Annotated in this window: 23 protein-coding genes; 13 read left to right on the top strand and 10 right to left on the bottom strand. The window is 67.7% G+C overall.

All coding sequences use genetic code 11. The features are described from left to right. Positions 1-344: 344 nt before the first annotated feature. Together IB230_RS01180 and IB230_RS01175 are read left to right on the top strand one after the other, a co-directional pair. Positions 345-740, top strand: a complete 396-nt coding sequence (locus tag IB230_RS01180; protein ID WP_192271188.1) for a cytochrome c — start codon at positions 345-347, stop codon at positions 738-740. 7 nt (positions 741-747) lie between these two features. Continuing rightward, entirely contained in the window at positions 748-1,203 is a 456-nt protein-coding gene (locus tag IB230_RS01175) for a cytochrome c (protein WP_192267934.1), read from the top strand. A gap of 175 nt (positions 1,204-1,378) precedes the next feature. Here IB230_RS01175 and IB230_RS01170 read toward each other — a convergent pair whose 3' ends face one another. Together IB230_RS01170 and IB230_RS01165 are read right to left on the bottom strand one after the other, a co-directional pair. Beyond that, positions 1,379-3,040 (bottom strand): hypothetical protein, encoded by a 1,662-nt coding sequence (locus IB230_RS01170; protein WP_192267932.1) that lies wholly within the window; start codon positions 3,038-3,040, stop codon positions 1,379-1,381. Positions 3,041-3,055: 15 nt separating this feature from the next. Beyond that, positions 3,056-3,652, bottom strand: a complete 597-nt coding sequence (locus IB230_RS01165; RefSeq protein WP_192267930.1) for an NfuA family Fe-S biogenesis protein — start codon at positions 3,650-3,652, stop codon at positions 3,056-3,058. Positions 3,653-3,745: 93 nt separating this feature from the next. Between IB230_RS01165 and IB230_RS01160 the strand changes: the two genes are divergently transcribed. The 3 genes from IB230_RS01160 to IB230_RS01150 are packed head-to-tail and all read left to right on the top strand — an operon-like array spanning position 3,746 to position 4,906. Continuing rightward, entirely contained in the window at positions 3,746-4,093 is a 348-nt protein-coding gene (locus tag IB230_RS01160) for a 4a-hydroxytetrahydrobiopterin dehydratase (protein WP_192267928.1), read from the top strand. Further along, complete coding sequence (locus IB230_RS01155) at positions 4,093-4,506, top strand: energy transducer TonB (RefSeq protein ID WP_192267926.1); 414 nt, start codon at positions 4,093-4,095, stop codon at positions 4,504-4,506. The genes IB230_RS01160 and IB230_RS01155 overlap by 1 nt, the downstream gene beginning before the upstream one ends. Before the next feature lie 10 nt (positions 4,507-4,516). Further along, the gene (locus tag IB230_RS01150; RefSeq protein WP_192267924.1) at positions 4,517-4,906 is read left to right on the top strand and encodes a DUF1761 domain-containing protein; all 390 of its coding nucleotides are present in this window, start codon (positions 4,517-4,519) and stop codon (positions 4,904-4,906) included. Between the two features lie 10 nt (positions 4,907-4,916). Here the strand turns inward: IB230_RS01150 and IB230_RS01145 are convergent, their stop codons facing one another. Further along, positions 4,917-5,915: an RluA family pseudouridine synthase gene (locus IB230_RS01145; protein WP_192267922.1), complete on the bottom strand. Its 999-nt coding sequence runs from the start codon at positions 5,913-5,915 to the stop codon at positions 4,917-4,919. A 386-nt stretch (positions 5,916-6,301) separates the two neighbouring features. Between IB230_RS01145 and rne the strand changes: the two genes are divergently transcribed. After that, positions 6,302-9,484: a ribonuclease E gene (gene rne, locus IB230_RS01140; RefSeq protein WP_192267920.1), complete on the top strand. Its 3,183-nt coding sequence runs from the start codon at positions 6,302-6,304 to the stop codon at positions 9,482-9,484. A 150-nt stretch (positions 9,485-9,634) separates the two neighbouring features. After that, on the top strand, positions 9,635-10,393 hold the full coding sequence (locus tag IB230_RS01135) for a hypothetical protein (protein ID WP_192267918.1): 759 nt from the start codon (positions 9,635-9,637) through the stop codon (positions 10,391-10,393). A gap of 26 nt (positions 10,394-10,419) precedes the next feature. On the opposite strand, the gene IB230_RS01130 is transcribed toward IB230_RS01135, so the two are convergent. Further along, the gene (locus IB230_RS01130) at positions 10,420-11,067 is read right to left on the bottom strand and encodes a response regulator (RefSeq protein ID WP_192267916.1); all 648 of its coding nucleotides are present in this window, start codon (positions 11,065-11,067) and stop codon (positions 10,420-10,422) included. A 167-nt stretch (positions 11,068-11,234) separates the two neighbouring features. Here IB230_RS01130 and IB230_RS01125 point away from each other — a divergent pair, with 167 nt between their 5' ends. The 3 genes from IB230_RS01125 to IB230_RS01115 all read left to right on the top strand — a co-directional run bounded on the left by IB230_RS01125 (position 11,235) and on the right by IB230_RS01115 (position 13,646). Continuing rightward, a complete protein-coding gene (locus tag IB230_RS01125) occupies positions 11,235-12,104 on the top strand; it encodes a M20/M25/M40 family metallo-hydrolase (RefSeq protein ID WP_192267914.1) in 870 nt (289 codons plus the stop codon). 428 nt (positions 12,105-12,532) lie between these two features. Then, positions 12,533-12,754, top strand: a complete 222-nt coding sequence (locus IB230_RS01120; RefSeq protein WP_192267913.1) for a hypothetical protein — start codon at positions 12,533-12,535, stop codon at positions 12,752-12,754. Positions 12,755-12,854: 100 nt separating this feature from the next. Then, entirely contained in the window at positions 12,855-13,646 is a 792-nt protein-coding gene (locus IB230_RS01115) for an isocitrate lyase/phosphoenolpyruvate mutase family protein (RefSeq protein ID WP_192267911.1), read from the top strand. Between the two features lie 403 nt (positions 13,647-14,049). Here the strand turns inward: IB230_RS01115 and ggpS are convergent, their stop codons facing one another. Beyond that, positions 14,050-16,347 carry a glucosylglycerol-phosphate synthase gene (ggpS, locus tag IB230_RS01110; protein ID WP_225589115.1) on the bottom strand — a complete coding sequence of 766 codons (2,298 nt, stop codon included), beginning with the start codon at positions 16,345-16,347 and terminating at the stop codon, positions 14,050-14,052. Between the two features lie 347 nt (positions 16,348-16,694). Next, on the bottom strand, positions 16,695-17,609 hold the full coding sequence (locus tag IB230_RS01105; RefSeq protein WP_192267909.1) for a LysR family transcriptional regulator: 915 nt from the start codon (positions 17,607-17,609) through the stop codon (positions 16,695-16,697). Positions 17,610-17,718: 109 nt separating this feature from the next. Here IB230_RS01105 and IB230_RS01100 point away from each other — a divergent pair, with 109 nt between their 5' ends. Together IB230_RS01100 and IB230_RS01095 are read left to right on the top strand one after the other, a co-directional pair. Beyond that, positions 17,719-18,561: a type 1 glutamine amidotransferase domain-containing protein gene (locus IB230_RS01100; RefSeq protein ID WP_192267907.1), complete on the top strand. Its 843-nt coding sequence runs from the start codon at positions 17,719-17,721 to the stop codon at positions 18,559-18,561. 609 nt (positions 18,562-19,170) lie between these two features. Continuing rightward, positions 19,171-19,767, top strand: coding sequence for a transposase (locus IB230_RS01095; protein WP_225589113.1), 597 nt, complete (start codon positions 19,171-19,173; stop codon positions 19,765-19,767). A 76-nt stretch (positions 19,768-19,843) separates the two neighbouring features. Here IB230_RS01095 and IB230_RS01090 read toward each other — a convergent pair whose 3' ends face one another. From IB230_RS01090 to IB230_RS01075, 4 genes are all read right to left on the bottom strand, one after another. Next, positions 19,844-20,779: a ZIP family metal transporter gene (locus tag IB230_RS01090; RefSeq protein WP_192267905.1), complete on the bottom strand. Its 936-nt coding sequence runs from the start codon at positions 20,777-20,779 to the stop codon at positions 19,844-19,846. Beyond that, complete coding sequence (locus IB230_RS01085) at positions 20,760-21,392, bottom strand: superoxide dismutase (protein WP_192267903.1); 633 nt, start codon at positions 21,390-21,392, stop codon at positions 20,760-20,762. The genes IB230_RS01090 and IB230_RS01085 overlap by 20 nt, the downstream gene beginning before the upstream one ends. Before the next feature lie 29 nt (positions 21,393-21,421). Beyond that, entirely contained in the window at positions 21,422-21,916 is a 495-nt protein-coding gene (locus IB230_RS01080) for a hypothetical protein (RefSeq protein WP_192267901.1), read from the bottom strand. Positions 21,917-22,068: 152 nt separating this feature from the next. Continuing rightward, positions 22,069-22,350 (bottom strand): hypothetical protein, encoded by a 282-nt coding sequence (locus IB230_RS01075; protein ID WP_192267899.1) that lies wholly within the window; start codon positions 22,348-22,350, stop codon positions 22,069-22,071. Between the two features lie 163 nt (positions 22,351-22,513). Between IB230_RS01075 and IB230_RS01070 the strand changes: the two genes are divergently transcribed. Further along, positions 22,514-23,026: a hypothetical protein gene (locus IB230_RS01070; protein ID WP_192267897.1), complete on the top strand. Its 513-nt coding sequence runs from the start codon at positions 22,514-22,516 to the stop codon at positions 23,024-23,026. Positions 23,027-23,214: the final 188 nt, after the last annotated feature.

Genomic DNA, 23,214 nt, shown 5'->3' with positions numbered 1-23,214 from the left:
GTGGTGGTGTTGTATGAAGGTATATCACCCCTGAATGACTTCCATGCGCCGAAGGTCATGGTGACTTGCGTCCGCATTCGTGCTGCATGCAGACCGGTACCTGGATGGATTGCCACGCGTGGGCATGAGAGTGACGACGACGATGCGCCATGACGATGCGGGCCCCACGTCATCGTCAACGTATGTATGCGCCCAAGCACGGCAACCATCCGGCGGCAAACCAAGGCGTAGCGGGCTGCATGGCAGCCCTGCCTGTGCGCGACATTCGGTCGCAGGCTATACTGCGTTCAGCCAAGCGCTGCGGTGGTCCGTGGCGCGCGCAACCTGAGAGTTCTCCGAGAATGATGCGACCGCTGCCGCTCGCCGCTTGCCTTGCCTTGGCCGCCCTTCCGCTGGCCGCCCTGACCGCCCAACAGGAAGCCCCGGCCACCGCGCCGGCCGCCACTGAAGCCGCAGCACCAGCCGCGGCTCCCGCCGCCAAGCCGCTGGCCGGCAACGCCGACACCGGCCGCACCCTCACCTATACCTGCCAGGGCTGCCATGGCATCGAGGGTTACAAGAACGCCTATCCCAGCTTCAAGGTGCCCAAGATCGGCGGCCAGTCGGCCGACTATCTGGCGAATGCGCTGATCGAGTACCGCAACGGCAACCGCAAGCACCCCACGATGCAGGCCCAGGCGCAGAGCTTCTCCGACCAGGACATCGCCGACATCGCCGCTTTCCTCTCCACCGTCAAGTAAGCCCACCATGCCCAACGCCAAGCACGCCCAGCGTCTAGCCATCGTCCTGTTTGCGGCCCTCACCGTGGTGGCTTGCTCGAAGGAAAACACCGAGGCTTCGGCCGAGAATCCCGGCCATGCCAGCGGCCAGCACGGCTCCAGTTCTTCGGCAGGCCTGCCGAAGGGCCACATCGCCAAGGGCGAGGAGCTGGCGAAGGCCAAGGGCCAGGCCACCGGCCAGAGCTGTGTGGACTGCCATGGCGCCGAGGGCAATGCGCCAATCGACGACACCTACCCCAAGCTGGGCGGCCAGTACGGCGACTACCTGGCGCACGCGCTGCAGGCCTACCGCAGCGGCGACCGCCAGCACGCGCTGATGACGCCGCAGGCCGCGAACCTGAGCGACCAGGACATTTCCGACCTGGCCGCCTACTTCGGTTCGCGCCCCTCGCAGCTGCGCGACCTGCACAAGGTGCACCGCTAAGCCGCTTTCTGCCCTCGTCGGGAATGCGAAAACGGAGCCGAGAGGCTCCGTTTTTGTATGCGGCGACACCCTGGCCTTCTGTGGGAGCGACGCAAGTCGCGATGAACCACCGCAGCGCCCTATCGCGACTTACGTCGCTCACACGCCACGCGACACATCTTTCGTCATCCGGACATCAGCTGTCGGTCGGGATCGGCGTCCGCTTGACCGGGATCTCCGGCGGCGGACGCGCCTTCGGCGGTTCCGGGAACAGGCTGCCCAGGCCGCAGCCACCGCCCAGTTGCAGTACCGAGATCGAGCACTTGAGCTTCATGTTGGTGCCCGGAATCGGAATGTCCACTTCGCGCACGTTGCGACGCACCCACTCGGCCAGCAGCGACTCGCTGGGCACCCAGTACTTGTCGAAGCTGGTGGGCTCGTAGTCGTACGGCGGCCGCTGCAACCAGGTGCCTGCTTCCTCCAGACGCTCGCGGGTCCATTGATCGTTGCCGCCGCCCGGTGCTCCGCGATCGGCGGCAGCGTTGTCGCCGGCATTGCCCGGCACACGCAGGCTGCCATCGGCGTTGTACAGACCAGCCTGATCGCGTCCGTCCGCGGCGCTGTCGCCCGCCGCGTTGCGGCGAGAATTGCCCCAGTCATCGGTGCGCGCGGGCGTGTTCCATCCGCCGGGGTTCGTTGCAGCAGCAGGGCCTGGCGTACGGGACGCAGGCGATGTCGTCCCTCGCGGTGACGTCGCGCTGCTGGACGTGCTCGGCGCGGTCGATCTCGAGGGTGTTGTAGCGACCGAGGTGCCTGCATTGGAGGGCGCTTGCGCGGCGGGCACCGGTGCGGGTGCCGGTCGGGGCGACGGCTCCCGGACTTCCGATTGCCGCACGCTGCGTTCCTGCGCCGCGATGGCACGTGGCGTCACTTCCCGCGACGGTACCGGTACCGCGCGCACCTGCGGCGCGGGCGCGGTCATCTCGCGCTCCTGCACTTCAGCGTCGCGCGTGGCTATCGTCGGCACATCGACGCTGCGCGTAGGCACGTCGCGCCGTACGACCGGCGCGGTGATCGGCGTTGGAATGTCGCGGGTGGGGACGCCGACTTCACGTATCGCGGGTTGCGTGATCTCCGGCTGCCTGGGCGTGGGCGGCGGCCGCACGAAGGCGCGAGTGGGTTCGGCCACCTCGGTCACCTGCAGCGGTTGGTCCGCGATCTCGGGCACCGGCACATCGCGCGCGGGAACCGGCGGTACGTCCACAGCGACGTGAGGCGCGGCAGCGTCCGAGGATGGCGGTGACGACGCGGCCGGCTGAGGTGGACTGGGCGACGGTGCCGCTGAAGGTGGCGAAGCCGCGGCAGCGCTGGCCGGTTGTTCGGCGACCGCTTCGCCCGCCTCGGTCGCGCCGCCGATCGCCTCGGGACTGCCCTCGCCGATCATTTCCAGCCGCACGCGGCTGCTGTCGCCGGCCTCTTCCGGCGGCGGCGGGATCTGTACCAGCGCCACCCACAGCAGGAACAGGAAGAACAGCAGGTGCAGCGTGCTGCTGGTGAACGCCGCTGCCCAGCGCATCCAGCGCTCTTCGCGTGGAGGTGGTCCCCACCCCTGGTAGAACAGCGAGCGCAGGGCGTAGAACCGGCTGGGCAGGAACGGCGCGGCGCGCCTGGCCTTCGGTGTGTGCGAGGCCAGCAGATCGAGGATGGCGTCCGCCTTCTCGCGCGTGATGCGGCCCAGCCGCTCGGGCAGCGCACGCAACCAGAGTCCCCACCCGAAAGGCAGGCCGGTCTGGCGTTCGACGATGGGTGCCGCCTTGCGCGGCAGCAGGTGTGCGATGACGTCGGTGGCGTTCGTCACCGGCGCTCGGCTCCGTCAGGCCGCGTTGCCGCGCGGGATGTACGGCGCATCACCGGTCCCGTGATCGGTCGCGTCGCGGACCGCGGTGACGCCGGACACGCGCGCCATCAAGGTCTTCTCGATGCCCTGCTTGAGCGTGACGTCGGCCATACCGCAGCCGTGGCAGCCGCCGCCGAAGCGCAGCCACACCACCCCGTCACCGCCGACTTCCTCCACCGCCACCCGCCCCTTGTGCGCGGCCAGCTGCGGATTGATCTCATTGTCGACCACCCAGCGCACGCGCTCGACCAGGGATGCGGCATCACCAGGGGCCTCGCCCTTGATGCGCGGCGCCTTGATGGTCAGCTGCGTGCTGGCACCCTTCATCACGTAGTCGATGTCGGCGCCGTCCAGCCAGTGCACGCTGGCCGCATCCACGTAAAGGGTGAACCCGTCGCAATCGACGGCCCATTCGTCACCGGCGAGGTCGCGCGGTTCGGCGAACTCCAGCCGTGCGTCGGCCTGTGCGGTACCCGGATGGACGGCGCTCAGGCGTACGCCCAATCCGGGCAGGGCCTCGCGCTCGATCAGCTTGCGGAAGTGCGCCTGCGCGCTGTCGGAAATCTGGATCATGCGGCTATTCTAGCCCCCTGCCCCATGGGCATTCACATCCATAGGCCGGTCGTCGTGGTTCATTCAGACTGGTCGCCCCGCAGGAGATGCGCCATGTCCGACCTCATCCCCCTCGCCCGCGCGCACTGCGTGCCGTTGCGCGGCAGCGAGCACCGCCTGCCGCCCGCCCGTATCGCGGAACTGCTGCCCCAGGTGCCCGGCTGGGAGGTGGTGGAAGACGGCCATGCGTTGCTGCGCACGTTTCCGTTCGACAACTACTACGAGACGATAGCGTTCGTGAACGCCCTCGCCTTCGTCGCGCATGCCGAGGATCACCACCCGGACCTGGGCGTGCACTACAACCGGGCCGTCGTGCGTTACTCGACCCACGACGTGGGTGGCCTGAGCGAGAACGACTTCATCTGCGCGGCCAAGGCCAGCGCCTTGCTGGGAGAATCCTGATGGAACGCCGCACCCTGTTGTCGCCCGTCCTGCTGCTCGCCGGCGTGTTCGCCCTGTCGGCGTGCACGAAGAAGCAGGACGAATCCGCCGCACCGCTGATCGCACCGACCGAACTGGCCGCGATCGACACGCCGCCACCCACCTACCCAGCCGAAGCCGAGTGCAACAGCGACGGCGGCACCACGGTACTGCGCGTGACCATCGAACAGGATGGCGTGCCGACGCGCGTGGGCCAGGTGCAGAGCAGCGGCAACGCCGCGCTCGACAAGGCCGCGCTGGAGGCGGTGCAAACGTGGAAGTTCCGCGCCGCCACGCGCAACGGCAAGCCGGTCACGCATACGATCAACGTCCCGGTGACGTTCCCACCGGTGCTGGAAAAGCCGACGCGGTGCTTCGGGCAGGGCGCGGGCTGAGTCGCTCGTGATGGACGGCATCAACCTCTGGGCCGTGATGGCGGCCGCGCTTTCCAGTTTCCTGCTGGGTGGCATCTGGTATGGGCCGTTGTTCGGCAAGGCATGGAGCACCGCCGCCGGCATGGATCCGCAGAAGCAGGGACATCCGGGGAAGATCTTCGGCGGCGCGTTCGTGTTCTCGCTTGTCGCGGCAACGGTGTTCGCCTGGCTGCTGGGACCGGCGCCGGCCCTGGCGACGGCGGTTTGCACGGGAGCACTGGCAGGCATCGGCCTCGTCGCCGCGAGCTTCGGCATCAACTACCTGTTCGCGCAACGCGGCACGACGCTGTGGCTGATCGATGCGGGCTACCACACGCTGCAGTTCACCCTGTTCGGACTGATCCTCGGTCTCTGGCACTGAGCGGCAACGCTCAGCCCAACTGATCCAGCGCCGCCGCAAGGTCGTCGGCCAAAGGGGCGTTGAGAACGTAAGGCGTCCTGCCGCCATCCAGCGCGAACTGCAGCGAGGCGGCGTGCAGGAACAGGCGCTTCAGGCCCACCTGCTCGCGCAGGCGCTTGTTGACCGCCGGGTCGCCGTACTTGTCGTCGCCGGCCACGGGATGGCCGATATGCTGGGCATGCACGCGGATCTGGTGGGTGCGGCCGGTCTCGATGCGGACCTCGCAATAGGAATGTCCGCCGCGCCGTTCCAGCACCCGGAAGTGGCTGAGCGACTCCTTGCCGTCGCGGTGCACCTGCACGTGGCGCTCACCGCCCTGGCGCAGGCCGATGTGCAACGCCGCGTCGACGCTCATCACGCCGTCCGGCATGCGGCCGACCAGCAGGGTCAGGTAGCGCTTCTCGATGCTGCGGGTGCCGTCCTCGCTGTCCTCGCGCAGCAGCGCCTGCAGTTCGGACAGCGCCGAACGCTTCTTGGCCATCACCAGCAGGCCGGAGGTGTCCCGGTCCAGCCGGTGGACCAGTTCCAGCGTCTGGTTCGGTCGCAGCGCACGCATGGTTTCGATGGCGCCATGGCTGATGCCGCTGCCGCCGTGGCTGGCCACGCCGGAGGGCTTGTTGATGACCAGCAGCCGCTCGTCCTCGAACACGATGGCCGCCTCCATCCGCTTCAGGAAGCCGGCCGGCGGCGCCACTTTTTCTCCCACCTCGGTGAGACTCACCGGTGGAATGCGGACCTCGTCCCCGCCCTCCAGCTTGCGTTCGGCCTTCGCCCGCCCGCCGTTCACCCGCACCTGTCCGCTGCGCACCAGCTTGTAGACCAGGCTGCGCGGCGCGCCTTTCAGCTGGCCGAGCAGGAAGTTGTCAAGCCGCTGCCCGCCCCGGTCCTCCGGGACCGTGACCGTCCGCACGGCGGTCTTGGCGCCTGCGGCTGGCTTCTCGGAGGGGGGGCTGGGGTTGGAGCCATTCATTCTGTTACACTCGGAGGGCGAGATAAGGGTTTGATTTCGCAGGGAGTTGCTGTTGGGCCAGAAGCCCGTCTCCCCGCGATTCCGGCAAGTGCGCGGCCACCGCCCCAGGGGCGGCCATGTTAGCGGCTGATCGGCAGGCCCGGATACCGCCGGGTGCGTGACGGCACCTGATGCTGAACATGTCCCGCGTGGCGCCCCCTCCCAAGGGAAGCTGCCTCCGGCCCCGCAACACCTATTAGAAAGAAAAGCGCTCCCGCGGCCTGCCGTGGTGTCGTAGCGCTGGAAACCCGAATCTGCCCCGTTGCGCCTGCGCAAGGGGCGGTGCAACGTTCCAGAGGCGAAACGCCATGGCGTTCCGCGCGGTAGCAGCGCGCGAGGAACGCACAATGAAACGCATGTTGATCAACGCCACGCAGGCCGAAGAGCTGCGCGTGGCCATCGTCGACGGTCAGACCCTGTACGACATCGATATCGAACAGCCGTCGAAGGAACAGAAGAAGTCCAACATCTACAAGGGCCGCATCACCCGGCTCGAGCCCTCGCTGGAAGCCGCCTTCGTCGATTACGGCGCGGACCGCCATGGCTTCCTGCCGCTGAAGGAAATCTCCCGCGATTACTTCCAGGCCGGCGTCGACCACAACAAGGCCGGCATCCGCGAACTGCTGAAGGAAGGCCAGGAAGTCGTCGTCCAGGTGGACAAGGACGAGCGCGGCAACAAGGGCGCCGCCCTGACCACGTTCATCTCGCTGGCCGGCCGCTACATGGTGCTGATGCCGAACTCGCCCACCGCCGGTGGCGTCTCGCGCCGCATCGAGGGCGACGACCGCGCCGAGCTGAAGAAGGCGATGGATGCGCTGGCGATCCCCGACGACATGGGCGTGATCATCCGCACCGCCGGCGTCGGCCGCGACGCCGAAGAGCTGCAGTGGGACCTGGACTACCTGCTGAGCGTCTGGAAGGCGATCGCCGAAGCCGCGCTGACCAAGCCGGCCCCGTTCCTGATCTACCAGGAAAGCCGCCTGATCGTCCGCGCCCTGCGCGACTACCTGCGCAGTGACGTCGGCGAGATCCTGGTCGACACCGACGAACTGTACGAAACCGCCCGCGAGTTCATGCAGCAGGTCATGCCGCACAACCTGCGCAAGCTGAAGCCGTACAAGGACGACATCCCGCTGTTCAACCGCTTCCAGATCGAATCGCAGATCGAAGGCGCCTATGAACGCAACGTCCGCCTGCCCTCCGGCGGCTCCATCGTGGTCGACCAGACCGAGGCGCTGACCGCCATCGACGTCAACTCGGCGCGCGCCACCAAGGGTGGCGACATCGAGGAAACCGCGTTCCACACCAACATGGAAGCGGCCGAGGAAGTCGCCCGCCAACTGCGCCTGCGCGACCTCGGCGGCCTGGTGGTGATCGACTTCATCGACATGTCGAGCAACAAGCACCAGCGTGAAGTCGAGAACAAGCTGCAGAACGCGCTGAAGTACGACCGCGCGCGCGTGCAGATCGGCCGCATCTCGCGCTTCGGCCTGCTGGAGATGTCCCGCCAGCGCCTGCGTCCGTCGCTGGGCGAATCCAGCCAGATCGTCTGCCCGCGCTGCGAAGGCCATGGCCGCATGCGCAGCGTCGAGTCGCTGTCGCTGTCGATCATCCGCGTGGCCGAAGAGCACGCGATGAAGGACAACACCGGGCAGGTGCTGATCCAGGCGCCGCTCGAGATCGCCAACTTCCTGCTCAACGAGAAGCGCAGCGCGCTGCGCGAGATCGAACAGCGCCACGACGCGCCGGTCATCATCGTGGCCGACGAAGCGCTGCACACGCCGCACTACGAAGTCACCCGCATCCGCGAGAACGAGCTGGGCGAAGAAAGCAGCAAGCCCAGCTACCACCGCGGCACCCAGCGCAAGCTGCCGGTGCATGCGCTGACCAAGGCGCAGCTCAACATTCCGGCCGCGCCCGCCGTCACCCACGTCAAGCACACGCAGCCGGCTCCGGTGCGCGAAGAGCGTGAAGCCCCGGCACCGGCGCCCGCGCCGGCCCCCGTGGCCGCGCCGGTCGCCGTCGCCGCGCCCACCTCGGGCGGCGTGGTCGGCTTCTTCAAGCGCCTCTTCGGCGGTGGCGAAGCCGCAGCACCTGCCCCGCAGGCCCGTCCGCAGCAGGACAACCGCCAGCGCAACGACCGCAACAACAACGGCCGTCGCGAGAACCGCGACAACCGGGGCGACAACCGCGGCCAGCAGAACCAGGGCCGCGGTGGCAAGCAGGACAACAACCGCCGCGACGAGCGCAACAAGGGCGACAAGGCGCAAGGCGGCAACGCCCAGCAACAGAAGCCGCGCAATGAGCAGCAGGGCCAGAAGCAGCAGAAGCCGCAGGGCCAGCCGCAGAACGCCCAGGGCACTACCCAGCAGCAACCCAAGGCGCCCAAGCAGCCGCAGGGCCAGCAGGGTGGCAAGCCGCAGCAGGAAGGCCAGGGTCAGCGCCAGCCGCGCGCCCCGCAGCAGGACACCGCGAAGCCGGCAGCACCGGTCGCCAACGATGCGGTGACGACGGCCGCCGCCGTGGTTGTCGGCACGCAGGACGCCGTGCGCACGGCACCCGACGCCGTACCGACGCCGGTTCCGGCCACCGATGTGCCCGCCGCGATCGACATCGATGCGACGCAGGTCGTCGCGGTCGATGGTGAGGCCGCACCGTCCGCCGACGGCGACACGGGTGAAGGCGGCCGTCGCCGCCGTGGCCGTCGTGGTGGCCGCCGCCGTCGCCGTGGCAATGGCGAAGCCGGTGCCGCGGGCGAAGAAGGCATGCTGGCGGACGATCTGGGCAGCGACGACGACGCCCCGGTCGCCGACCGTTCGCAGCCTGAGTTCGATTTCGACGATGAAGAACCTGCCGTCGCCGCACCGCGTCCGCCGAAAGCGCAGCCGCAGCCGGCTGCCGTTGCCGCGGCACCGGTCGTAGCCGCCGCAGTGGCCGCTCCGGTACCGGTGGTCGCCGCCGATCCGACGCCCGCCGTCGTGCCCGCCCCGGTCGTGGTCGAAACCGTCGCGGCCGCCGAGGTGATCGAGGAAGTGAAGGCCGAAGCCGCGCGCGTCCAGCCCGAGGTGGCCGTCACGGTGCAGCACGAAGCGCCAGCGGCCGTTGCCATCGTCGAGACGGTCAAGGCCGAGATCGCCGCCGAACCGGCTCCCGTGGTTGTCGAACCCGTGGTCGTCGAGACGGTCGCGCCCCCGGCGGCGGTCGTCACCGCCGTCGAGGTCGTGGAGACGCCGGTGGTCGCCGCCGTGCGCAACGAGCCCGTGCAGATCGACCTGGTCGACGCCGTGAACGAAGCCACCGCCGAGGTCGAAGCGCCGGTCGAAGCCGCTGCGCCGACCCCGCCGCCGGCCGCGCCGAAGCCCGTAGCCGCACCGGCCACCGGTTCGCTGTTCTTCGTCGCCGATGCGGATACCCCGCCGTCGGTCACCCGCAGCCTGTTCGAGCCGGTGGTCACCCCGGTCAAGCCGGTCGACGAGATCGCTCAGGCCGACAAGCAGGACGACGACAGCACGGAAGAACGCAACGCCTGACGTACTGCGTTTCTCCGCAGAGGGAAAAACACACTGGCCGCGCAAGCGGCCAGTGTCGTTTCCGGGAGCCGGTGCTGTAGCCACGGCGACTGGCGAACCCGCCACCGCAGAAGTACAGTCGCCCTACGTTCCCCAGCAAGGATGCCGGTCATGCGTCGAATCTGCCTGTCCGCGTGCGTGTCACGCGTCGTGCTGGTCCTCCTGTTGGCATTGACCGCCCTTGGTGGCGTAAACGCCCAACAACGCAGCGTCCGTGGCTGGACCGATGGCCCCTACCAGGCCAAGGGCACGGGAGGATCGCAGGCGCTTCTGTTCGACTGGCGGTTCCTGGATGTCTACTGCATCGACATGCCCCGGCTGCACCCGGCCGAGGATGTTGTCTACGGCACACTGGGAGGCGGCGCGATCTCGTACTACCGGCTGCGCTACCAGGACGGCCCTAGCGCGTTCGTCGTGACCTCCACCGTTCCGAAGGACCGCACCCCCTCGGACGAATACAACCTGCAGTTGCGCCGCGAACAGGACAACGCACGCAGCATCGGCGCGGCCACCTCGCCGGATCGCTACCGCGTCGACACGGGAACATCGGCCTTCGGCCCCACCGTGCGGGTGCGGTTGCTCAACATCGGTCGGGATGACCCGGACGAGCCATTTCCGGTTGCGCGTCCCCTGTTGAATGTGCCCGATGAACCGCTGTACTCGCTTTCGGTCCATCGCCTGTTCGTGCATGGCGGCAACCGCTACGAGATCGCCGTGCTTGCCGTGCCTGCCGAGGGCGAAAGCCGCGCGGCACTGGAAGCGCGCGCCGACCGTCTGGCGGACACCATGGTGACGTCCCTGCAGACCTGCACGGCCAGACTCGAAACCAGCAAACCGGAAGCCGACAAACCTGCGTCGCCTGCACACTGAACGGCGGCCGCAGGCGCGACTACCCGCTACAACGCGCGCGTCGGATCCATCAGGCCCCACTGCGCGGCCAGTCGCGCCAGGGCGATGTTGTCCTGCACGCCGGTCTTCTCGAACAGGCGCGTCTTGTGCGTGTTCACCGTCTTTGCGCTGAGGCTCAGGCGGCGTGCGATTTCTTCCTGGCGCAGGCCCTGGGTCAGCAGCATCGCCACCTCCAGTTCGCGCGGCGACAGCGCATCGAACGGCGATGCATCGCCGCCGACGGTATGCAGCGCCAGATTCTGCGCCACGTTGCTGCCCAGGTAGCGCTTGCCGCGCGCCACGTCGCGCACGGCGCGGATCAGTTCGGCCGCATCGCCGGCCTTGCCGAGGTAACCGGACGCGCCGGCTTCGAGCAGACGCTTGGGCAGCGGGCCGTCCTCGAGCACCGACACGATGATCACGCGCACGCCGATGTCGGCACGCACGATGCGTTCGGTCACTTCCAGTCCGCTGTAGCCCGGCAGGTGCAGGTCGCACAGGACCACGTCAGGCTTGAGCTGCCTTATCAACGGCAGTGCCGCCTCGCCGGTCTCCGCTTCGCCCACGACCTCGATGTCCGCGTCGGCGCCGAGGATCAGGCGCATGCCGGTGCGTACCAGGGCGTGGTCGTCGATCAGGAAAACGCGGATGGTCATGAAAACGGCTGCCTTGAAGGGACGGGTCGAGCGTAGGGGGGCCGTCCGTCGCCGCGCAATTAACATTGTATCGGGTGTCGACGCCCTACATGCATGTAGCGCCATCGAGCCCGCGCTCGGGGTGCGGCATACTCGGGTTTCCATCGTTTTCCATCGGGGATTCCACCATGCACCATCGCCGCCGCAGCCTGCGCTGCGCCCTGCTCTTCTCGCTGCTCGCCAGTGCACCGGCCTGGGCCGCGGACGTCTCCAGCCGCTGGCACCAGCAGGTGGAAGCCATCAGTGCGGGCAAGGGCACCGTCGCGCGCGGCGACGCCATCGGCGCGCGCCTGGATACGCTCGGCATCGCGTGGAAGCGCGAGGCGTTCGTGCGCGGCGACCAGGCCGGCGAGAACCTCGTCGCCGACCTCGGTGGCCCCGACAACGCCCCGCTGCTGCTGATCGGCGCGCACTACGACAAGGTCGCCGTCGGCCATGGCGCGACCGACAACGCCTCCGGCGTGGCCGCGGTGCTGGAACTGGCGCAGGCATTGAAGACCAAGCCGCTGCAACACCATCGTGTGCAGGTGGTGTTCTGGGATCTCGAAGAGAAGGGCCTGCTCGGCGCGCATGCGTGGGTCGAAACGGCGGGACGCGAGCAGCCCGCGCTGTACGTCAACTTCGACGTGTTCGGCTGGGGCGACACGCTGTGGATGATGGCGCCCGACGGCGGCACGCCCTTCGTCGCCGCGCTGCGCGAGGCCAGCACGAAGGAGAAGCTCGGCTTCTCGCCCGGCGATAAGTACCCGCCCACCGACCACCTGGCCTTTCTCAAGGCCGGCTGGCCGGCGGTGTCGTTCTCGCTGGTCGGCGGCGACGAGATCGATCCGATCCTCGCGGTCTTCGGCGGCGGCAAGCCGGCGCAGGTGCCGAAGGTGATGCAGGTGATCCACAGCGAGCGCGATACCACCGCCGAGCTCGACGCCTCACGCGTGGACGACGCACTGCGCGTGGTCGAACAGGGCCTGCGGACCTGGGACCACCAGAACGCGCACTGATCGCGGTCCTGCCGCCGGACACACGAACGGGCCCTTGCGGGCCCGTTTGCGTTTGCGGCGAGAACACGCCTGGCTCTCCGGGCGGCGACGATGTCGGACTCGCGGTCCACCGCCAGGCGCAGCACGGAACAGGGGGTGTCCGGAGAAGCTGCGTTCGGTTCTCTCGTGGTGCCCTGGGTGTCAGCCTTGCGACTCGGAAGCAGGGTTTTGCGCGGGAAGCAGAGGGGGTGGATCCGCCGCCCGACCACTGCGGTCGTTGTACGGACAGAAATGCGAAGGCCGCGTGTAGGCCGTTCAGTCCGACCGCACAGTTTTCTCACGCGGCGTGCACGCCGCTTAACCCCGGCGAACGGCATGCTGCGCGTATGCACCGACGTCACGGAACGCCCCGTACGTTGTCGCACAGACACCATGCTTCAGCGCTCGCCATGATGACCTTCGACCTGTTCCACACCCCGGCCGACGACGGCACCTTCGAGTTGTCCGTCAACGAGTCGCCGCCCCTGCATTTCAGCAGCCGCGGCGCGGCGCTCGGGTACGCGGTCAAGCTCGCCAACCAGCGCCACCGGCAGGGTCTGGATTACGCCATCAACATCGAAGGCGGCGACGGCCGCTGGCGGTTGTTCGAAGGCTGGCGGCTCTGCGCCTGAGCCGAGGTCACCGGCGCAAGGTCGGTGACCGCATGGGGTGAGTCCACCCGGCACGGGCGTGGCACCCTGTCGACCCCATTCCGACGACACCCGTGACGCCATGACCGCCGCACGCTTCCGCGCCCTGCACACGCACGGCCTGCTCCGCCTCGCCAATGCCTGGGATGCCGGCACCGCCCGTCTGATCGAACACCTCGGTGCGCCCGCCGTCGCCACCACCAGCGCCGGCCTGGCATGGGCGCAGGGCTATCCCGACGGCGATGCCCTCGACGTGGACGCCCTGCTGCACGCCGTCACCGGCATCGCGCGCGTCATCGACGTGCCGCTCACCGTCGATGTCGAAGGCGGCTACTCCGACGATCCTGCCCAGGTCGCCGATACCGTCCTGCGCGTGGTGCGCGCCGGTGCCGCCGGCATCAACCTCGAGGATGGCGCCGGCGATCCGGCCCTGCTGGCGGCGAAGATCCGCGCCATCCGCCAGACCTGCACGGCGCAGGGCGTCGACGTCTTCATCAATGCGCGCACCGATGTCTACCTGCGCGGTCTGGCAACCGAAGGCATGCATGTGGACGAAACCCTGCGGCGTGCCGTGGCCTATCGCGAGGCCGGTGCCGACGGCCTGTTCGTGCCGGGACTGGTCGACGTCGACGCCATCCGCACCATCGCCGCGCGGTGCAGTCTGCCGCTCAACGTGATGTTGCGCCCGCAACTGCAGGACCTCGCCGCGCTCGAAACCCTCGGCGTGCGTCGCGTCAGCACCGGCTCGGCGCTCGTCGAGTCGATGTACGGGCGACTGGCTGCACAGGTCGGCACGTTCCTGCGCGAGGACCGCACGGCCCTGCCCGATCCGCAGGCGATGGGCTACGGCGCGATCAACGGTCTGTTCGGTTGATCCGCACAGGTGGGTAGGATTTTTCCTACAGCACGCCGGGACAACACCCGACTGTGAATGTGAACGGCGTGGGCGACGATACGCACGTCCCCGGCAGCACGCCCTGCGCAGGCCAGGAATGGCCGCTCTGCAATGGAACAAGGGCGCTGCCTTGAGCAAGCAGCACTGCCGGAGCCGGGGACTCCCCCTTTCAGACCCGATCGCCCATGGTCGGGTTTTCTTTTGCCTGCGTCAGCCGGCCCAGAGTTCCGGCACCTGCGCCAGCCCGAGCAGCACCAGCGCCGTCGCGGCGATCAACAGCCAGGCCATGCTGCGTACGACCAACATGCGCATCGTGGGTCTCCTGCCCCGTGTGTGAAGTCACTATCGCGGCGTCCACACGGTCGCGTCAAACGTAAATGCATTAAGCCGCCCGAGCGGTCGGGATTCCTGCGTCACCCTCGTCCTGGCGACCTCGCGCCGCCGCCAGGAACTCGCGGCCCCAGCGCGACAGGTCGTGGTGGCGCACGATGTCGAACAATCTGCGCTGGCGATCTTCGCGTTCGCCCGGTGTCATCACCAGCGCTTGCCGCAGCGTGCGCGCCATGTCCGCCGGATCGTGCGGATTGGTCAGCACCGCGCCCTTCAGTTCGGCCGCCGCACCGGCGAACTCCGACAGCACCAGCACGCCATCGCCGCCCTCCAGGCCCTGCACGGCGACGAACTCCTTCGCCACCAGGTTCAGGCCATCGCGCAGCGGCGTGATCCACATGACATCGGCCGCGGCGTAGTGCGCCACCACGTCGGCGAACGGCAGCACGCGCGAGAAGAAGCGCACCGGCGTCCAGTCCAGCTGCGACAGACGGCCGTTGATGCGGCCCACCGCCTGCTCGATCTGCTGCTGCAGCGGGCGGTACACGGTCATCTCCTTGGCCGCCGGCACGCACACCAGCACCAGCGTCACCTCGCCGCGCAGTTCCGGCGATTCGTCCAGCAGGCGCTCGAAGGCATGCAGCTTCTGCAGGATGCCCTTGGTGTAGTCCAGGCGCTCGATCGACAGCACCAGCTTGCGCCGGCCGATCTCGTCGCGGATCCGCACGATGTCGTCGGCTACCTGCTCGGTCTCCAGGCTGGCGCGGATGCGGCCCACGTCGGTGCCGATCGGGTGCGCGCCGATGCGCACGGTGCGACCGTCGATGCGCAGCTCGGTGGCCATGTCCTCCACCCCGACCGCACAGCCGAAGGTCAGGAAGCGCGGCGCGCACGACGCACGCGCGGTCACTTCCACCGGGAACGTGCTGCGCACCGCGTCGGTGAAGTTCTCCGCATGGCGCGGGATATGGAAGCCCACGTAGTCGCAGGCCAGCAGGCTGCCGAGGATCTCGCGGCGCCACGGCAGGATCGCGAAGATGTCCGCCGACGGGAACTGCGTGTGGTGGAAGAAGGCGATCTTCACGTCCGGGCGCAGCTCGCGCAGCACCGACGGCACCATCCACAGGTTGTAGTCGTGCAACCACACCGTCGCACCGGGCGCGGCTTCGGCCGCGGCGGCCTCGGCGAAGCGCCGGTTGACGCGCTTGAACAGCGACCAGTCGTCCTCGTTGAAACGCGCGCGTTCCCAGAAACTGTTGATCACCGGCCAGAACGCCTCCTTCGAGAAGCGTTTGTAGAACACGTCCACCTCGTGCTTCGTCAGCGGCACATGGGTCGCGGTCAGGCCGGGATAGCGCTCGGCATCCACGGTCGCACGCGGCTCGATCGGCGGCGCCTTCGGATCGTCCACCGTCCAAGCCACCCATGAACCGGGGCGGCCATCGGCGAAGAAGCTCAGCAGGCTGGGAATGATCCCGTTCGGCGAGGTGTGCGGCTTGCGCAGGCGCTGGCCATCGACGATGTGCTCCTCGTACGGCAGGCGGTGGTAGACCATCACCAGTTCCGCCTTTCCGGGCGCGTGTGTGGGCGGCGCATAGCCCTCGGCCTCGATCAGGTCGAAATGCGCCATCGCCTGCAGGATGCCGCCACAGCCCGGCGCCTCGGCATGCAGCACGTTGTCCATGCCGGTGGTCGCAGCGACCAGCGCCGGTTCCGACTCGCCGACGCAGACGCCGGGGAAACCCTCGCCGTACATCGACAGGTCATTGAGCGTGTCGCCGGCGACCAGCACGCGGGCGTGTTCGAGGGACAGCTCATCGACCAGCGCGGTCAGCGTGCTGCCCTTGCGTGTGCCATGCGGCAGGATGTCGAGATAGCGGTCGGCCGAATACAGCACTTCGCAGCCCAGCGATGCGGCGACGGCTTCCACCTCGGCCTGGATCGTCGACAGCTGTTCGGGATGGCAGTAATACGAGCAACGACGCTCCTGCGGCACTTCCTGGCGCACCAGCATCGGGAACCGGCGCATCGCATCGGCCACCACGTGTTCGCCCGGCCAGCGTGCTTCGATCTGCGACTGCAGCGGCTGGATCGGCTGCATGTCGGCGGTGCGCAGCACGGTCGCGCCGACATCGCAGATCACGTAATCGGGGGTCGGCAGGCCGGGATCGGCGAGCAGCGGCAGGATCGCCTCGCGCCCGCGTCCGGTGACCCAGGCCAGCTTGATGTCCGGATGCGCATCGACCAGGTGGTACAGCCGCTTGCGGGCATCCGCATCGCCAGCGAGGAAAGTGCCATCGAGATCGGTGGCGAGCAGCAACGGCTGCGAGGGGGATTTCAACAGGGTCATGCGGGTGCACTCCATGTTCGCGGGTGAGGCCGCGCACGGGGCACGACGCAGAGCGTCAAGGGACGCAGGCGGGGAAACGCACCGGAAATACGCCGCAGTGAGGGGCGCAGGAAGAGAGTCGTCGCGTGCCAGGCACGCTGCGCGCATATGCGCTACAGATGCGCGTCCGTCCCCAGACATGGACGCGGACATCGACTGATGCGATGCAGCATTGTAGTCCGCATCTCACATTGAGAGGTCAACGTGATGTTAAGAATGTTAAATGCACGCGCGAAATCCCGTGTTTTCCGCGGATTTCCGCCGCTGTCGCATCGGGCATCGAACACCGTGCGCGCATGCGGATACGCTCACGTCGCGCGCGATGTCGCTTCCACCAGTGCGTCGATCAACGCGCGCGATGCGGCCGACAGGCGACGATGCGGCGCATAGATCAGCGAGAACGGACGCGTGCGTCCGGCCAACTGCGGCAGCACGCGCACCAGATCCGCACCGCGCTGCAGGGGCGCATCGACGATGAAATCGTAGCTCTGGCACAGGCCCACACCGGCCTGCGCCAGCGACACCACGCCGAGCACATCGTCGGATACTTCGATGCGCGAAGCCGGCGTCCAATCCACATCGTCGCCTTCCACCCGGAACAGCCACGGCGCCACGCGCCCACTGCTCGGCAGCACGAACGGCAGGCAGGTGTGCAGCGCAAGCGCGGCCAGCGACGTCGGCGTGCCATGCGCGGCGAGATAGTCCGACGACGCCACCACGCTCAAGCTCGCGTCTTCCAGCTTGCGCCCGACCAGGCCACTATCGGGCAGCTCGCCCAGCCGGATCGCGAGATCGAATCCTTCCGCCACCAGATCGACATTGCGGTTGGCGATGTTCACCTCCACCCGCACCTGCGGATGCCGCTGCACGAAGCCGCGCAGCAACGCCGGCAACCGGTAATGCCCGTACGTGGTCGGCACGCTGATCCGCACCTGCCCGGTCAGCGTGCCCGCCTCGCCCTGCACGGCGCGTTCGGCATCGTCGATCAGATGGAAGGCGGCACGCGCCTGCTCCACGTACAACCGACCGGCCTCGGTCAGGCCGATCCGGCGCGTGGTCCGTCGCAGCATTTGCCCGCCCAGCCGCGCCTCCAGCCGCGCGACGGCACGGCTGACCACCGACGGCGTGGTCGACAGCGCCACGGCCGCCGCGGTCAGCGACCCGTGGTCGACCACGGCGACCAGCGCTTCCACATCGGCCAGATGATCGAATCGGCGCCCCAATTATTGCCTCCAGCGAACAGATGACTTCCCCCGAGGCCAATTTATCGCCCCTAAAGGCCGGAATAAAGTGCGCGCCAACCGGGGCATTCCGCCCCGCCCGGAGACCGCCATGAACCTGTTCACCCCCCTCGCAGCCGCCGTGCTGCTGGCCCTCGGCAGCGCCAACGCCCAGGCCGCCCACGTGCTGGTGGTGCTGTCCGATGCCGACCACCTGGAGCTGCGCGACGCCCGCGTCTATCCCACCGGCTTCTATCTCAACGAGCTGATGCAGCCGGTCAAGGCGCTGCGCGACGCCGGCCACCGCATCACCTTCGCCACCCCGGAAGGCCGTGCGCCTACGGTCGACCGCACCTCGATCGATGCGGCCTACTTCGGCAACGACCCCGCCGCCCTGAAGGCGCACGAGGAGCTGCTGGCGCAGCTCAAGCTGACCGCCGCCGCGCAGTCGCCGGTGCTCAGCCTGTCCCGCGTGGAGCAGATCGGCTACGGCGAATTCGACGCGGTCTACATCCCCGGCGGCCACGCGCCGATGCAGGACCTGCTGGCCAGCCCGGCGCTGGGCCGCCTGCTGACCGACTTCCACACCCAAGGCAAGCCGACCGCGCTGGTCTGCCACGGCCCCATCGCCCTGCTGTCGACGCTGCCCGGCAACGCCTCGTTCCTGCAGCAGATGGAAGGCCAGCAGCGCGCCACTGCGCCGTCGTCATGGATCTATGCCGGCTATCAGGTGACGGTGATCAGCAACGACGAAGAAGAACAGGCCAAGGGCGCGCTCAACGGCGGCACCATGAAGTTCTACCCGCAGACCGCCCTGCAGCAGGCCGGCGTGCAGTACCGCAGCAATGCCCAGCCCTGGCAGGCCCACGTGGTGGTCGACCGCGAGCTGATCACCGGCCAGAACCCGGCCTCGGCGGTCGGCGTGGCCAGGGCGCTGCTGGACAAGCTGGACTGAGGCCTTTCTTCCGGCCAATTGTCCGGAAAGAGCCATGCCTGGATCGAAATGCCCCGATCGTCCCCGTCGATCGACATCTCCTTCCGTAGCCCGGGTGAGCGCAGCGCACCCGGGGCACGCGATGACCGTCATGGATGACGCCCCCCGGGTGCGGCCGTGGGCCTTACCCGCGCTACGTGACTGAAAGATGCTCTTGCCAGTCAGCAAGGTCCAACGCTGGATCGAAACGATCCTCCCATCCATCGCCAGGATCGAACGTTGGATCGAATTGATCGGCTGATCCATCAAGAAGATGGAACATTGGATCGAAATGATCCGCTCATCCATCAATAAGATCGAACACTGGATCGAAATGATCGGCTGATCCATCAATAAGACCCGACACTGGATAGAAATGACCCATTCGCCTGCGGCCGTGCTTCCGGCGCCACGCGACGCCGGTCTCATCCGCTACCAGTAGCTACGAGCATTCGACGCATGCCCCCTCCTATGGTCAGCCGATGATACGGAGAACAGAGGACGGGTTAAGCGCCGGAGGCCATGCGCGCACCTGTAGGATGGGTGGAGCGAAGCGATACCCATCGTCGCCATCCATCAGAGGCAGGATGAATGGAGCGAAGCGCCTTCCGCATCGCCGGTCTACCCATCATCGCCATCCACAAGGTCAAAGGAATGACCCGTTACCGACGCGCCCTCGTCCCTGGCGGCACCTACTTCTTCACCGTCAACCTCGCCGACCGCCGCACGACCCTGCTGGTCGACCATGTCGACCTGCTGCGCGACACTGTCCGGCATACCCGCCAGCGGCATCCGTTCGTCATCGACGCCATGGTCGTGCTTCCTGACCACCTGCACGCCGTGTGGACGCTACCGCCCGGCGATACCGACTTTCCGATGCGCTGGCGCCTGATCAAGACGCGGTTCTCGCATGGTCTGCCGCAAGGCGAGCATCGTCGTGCGAGTCGTGCCGGCAAGGGCGAACGCGGTATCTGGCAACGGCGGTATTGGGAGCACCTGATCCGGGACGAGGCGGATCTGCAGCGGCATATCGACTATATCCACGTCAATCCGGTGAAGCATGGGTATGTGGCGCGTGTGGTGGATTGGCCGTATTCGACGTTCCATCGGTTTGTGCGGGAAGGACTCCTGTCTTCGGATTGGGGATGCTTAGAAGGTGAGGTCGGCAATGTTGGAGAGATGGCGTGATGGGTATCGCTTCGCTCCACCCATCCTACGTAGTCCCGTTGACGTCGCGACGTGGGTTGTGTGGACGGCGGTGGGATCACCCCAACGCCGTATCCAGCACCATCATCAGCACGAAGCCGATCATCAGGCCGGTGGTGGCGAAGCTCTCGTGGCCCTTGCGATGGGACTCGGGGATGATCTCGTGACTGATCACGAACAGCATGGCGCCGGCGGCGAAGCCCAAGCCCCACGGCAGCATCAGTTGCGAGTGCGCGGCCACCGATGCGCCGAGCACGGCACCCAGCGGTTCGACCAGGCCGCTGGCGGCCCCGATGAACACCGACAGCCAGCGCTTGTAGCCCGCTGACAGCAGCGCGACCGCGACGACGAGGCCTTCCGGCACGTCCTGCAACGCGATGCCGATGGCCAGTGCGTTCGCGCGTGCCACGCCGTCGTTTCCCGCATAGCCCACGCCGATGGCGAGGCCTTCCGGCAGGTTGTGCAGGGCGATGGCGAACACGAACAGCCAGGTGCGCCGCAGCTTCTCCGAGACCTGTCCTTCCCTGCCCTTGATGAAGTGCTCGTGCGGCAGCAACCGGTCGAGCGCCATCATCACGCCGCCGCCCAGCAGGATCGCCAGCCCGATCAGCGCACTCGCTGCCGCTTCGCCGCCACCGAACAGCGGCGTGCCCTGCGCCGCGTCCAGCCCGGGCATGATCAGCGAGAACGCGCACGCGGCCAGCATTACGCCGGCGCCGAAGCCGAGCAGCGTGTCCTGCGTACGCGTGGACAGGTTCTGCGAGAACAGCACCGGCAACGCGCCCAGCGCGGTCGCCGTCGCCGCGACCGAGCCGCCCATGAAGGCGTCGCGGATCACCGGCGAGCTGTTGACGAACTGCCAGAAGTTCCAGCCCAGCGCGATCACGCCGAGCACGAGAATGGCGATGCCGAGCGCGCGGCGCAGGTCGCGCGCGCGCAGCGGCTGTGGCGCCTTCAGGCCACCCAAGGGCGCGTCAGCGTCCGGCTTCGGCATGACGCCTCGCCACTTCGTCCCAGCGGACGACGTTGTAGAACGCCGCGATGTAGTCGGGGCGGCGGTTCTGGTACTTCAGGTAGTAGGCGTGTTCCCACACGTCCAGGCCGAGGATGGGCGTGCCGCCGGAGCCGATGCCGGCCATCAGCGGGCTGTCCTGGTTGCCGCTGCTCTCGACCGACAGGCGACCGTCGCTTCCGACCACCAGCCACGCCCAGCCGCTGCCGAAGCGGGTCAGCGCGGCCTTGGTGAAGGCCTCCTTGAAGGCGTCGAGGCCACCGAGGTCCTTGTCGATCGCCGCCGCCAGCGCTCCGGTCGGTGCGCCGCCACCGCCCTCGCCGGCCGGCGCCATCACCGTCCAGAACAGGCTGTGGTTTGCGTGGCCGCCGCCGTTGTTGCGTACCGGCAGTTGCAGCGCGGCGGGCAGCTTGGAAAGGTCGGCGATCAGTTCCTCGACAGATGTGTCTGCGTACGGCGTGTCCTTCACCGCGTTGTTGAGGTTGGTGATGTAGGTCTGGTGGTGCTTGCTGTGGTGGATCTCCATGGTCTGCGCATCGATGTGCGGTTCCAGGGCGTCGTAGGCGTAAGGCAGGGCGGGCAGCGTGTGCGGCATGGTCGGGGTCTCCGGGGGAAAAGTCGGGATCAGTGACGGGCGCCGTCGAACGGCGAGAAGGCGACGGTGGCGCTGGCGCACAGCAGGGCGTCGGTGCGCGTGCAGTGGCCGTGTGTGCGCTGCCAGTGCAGCAGCGCGATGCGGGCTTCGGTCAGGTGGCGGATGGCGTGCAGGCGGACGTCGTCGCGCGCGCCGGCATCGCAGGCGATGCGCATCAGCGCGTCATGCGCAGCGCACAGGTGGTCGAGCGCGGCGCTGTCATCGCCGCGGCGTTCGTGGGTATCGGCGAGGTTGTGGTGCGCCACGACGAGGGCGGCGAGGCAGTCGTCGGGCGTGGCGGTCAGTGCGGCACCGGACGCGAGCGTAGTGGCGAGCTGGAGGGCGCGGGTGTAGTCGAGGGCGGCTAGGTCCAGCCGGCCGGCGGCGAAGGCGGTGTTGCCCTGCCGTGTCAGCCGGCGCCACTGCGCGAGGCCTTCGGCGCTCTGCGGCGTCGGATGTGTCGAGACGGGGGTGTGCCCACGCATGGCTGGCTCCTCGATTCCAAGGGGCCCTTTGCGTATGCATGCGTAATCAGGCAGGACGATGATAGGCAGGTGCGCGGCCCATCGTCCAGTCGGGGCGGCGCGGCAGGTTCAGGACGCTGCGTATCGTGTGCGTGCGCGGCGCACGCGGGGTGTCAGGCGGTGACGATCTTCATCAGGGCGACGCTGGCGATGCCGGCCACCAGCCAGATGGCGACGCGCTTGAGCACGGCGGCATCGATGCCCGCCCTGCCCTCGGCGGTCTGCATGGGTTTGGTACCCACGACCAGCACGTGCATGGGCAGCGCGATCACCAGCAGGAACGCGAACACCCAGTACATCGTCTCGTCCCCCAGCTTCGGCCAGATCAACGACATGGCGACACCGGCGAAGACGCCGGCGATGGCGGCGGTGAGGGGGGTGGGCGTCAGGGCCATGTGGGTGGTGTCTTGTTTAGGCGTGGCTGGAGTCTAGCGGACTCACGGACCAGGGTCCGCCTACCGAATGGTCGTAGGATGGGTTGAGCAAAGCGGCTTTCAACGGCGAAGCCCCTCTACCATCGTCGCGACCGATCAGAAACCACGGAACTGGAACCTGCCGATGAGCACCAGCACATCACTTCGTTGCCACGCTGCACACATAAAGCTCTTTCGAGATCACGTCTATATTTTTTCGAGGATGCTGGTCAATAGGCTGGGGAATACGCCGCTTCGCCTGGAAGCGAGATTCGACCTGACGGATCTCAGCCCACAGGACTTCGGAAAATCGATTCGCCATGCAATAGGCATGTCGCTGCCATGGGTCGAATGGGAGGAGTTCGAGCAGGTGTACGCGCCGCTCGGGGAGCCCGTATCCCGGGCGCTCGACATAAAGAACAAGGACTTGAACAAGGCGGACAGGGAATCCGGGAGTGTCAGCAGTGAGGACTGGCCCGATGACCAGAATTACGACCTCACGGCGTGGGTAAGCAAAGGAACCAGCGGCAAACCTCTCGACAAAGAGTACTCACCGCTGCCTAAGAACTGCACCGACGAGCAACTTGGGTTGCACGTGCTGGCATGCCTAGGCGACTCCTTGGATGAGACGTTGGTGGTCAACGCGAAGAGGCGATAGTACGCAGAATGAGGGGAGCGAAGCGGCGTTCAACGGCGAAGCCACTCTACCCTTCATCGCGGCCAATCAGGCCCGCCGAAACTCGGCATTCCATCGGTCCGCGCGCGATGGGATGCTGGGAGAATTGTGGCCGGGACGGATATGAGGCGGGTTTCGGAGAGCGTCAGAGATGGGTATCGCTGCGCTCA

Origin of the sequence: Pseudoxanthomonas sp. PXM01 (assembly GCF_014851815.1) — a bacterium.
In the GTDB taxonomy this organism is placed as follows: domain Bacteria; phylum Pseudomonadota; class Gammaproteobacteria; order Xanthomonadales; family Xanthomonadaceae; genus Pseudoxanthomonas_A.
The sequence above is the reverse complement of the archived record's forward strand: the minus strand, read 5'-3'. Positions and strand labels throughout refer to the sequence as shown.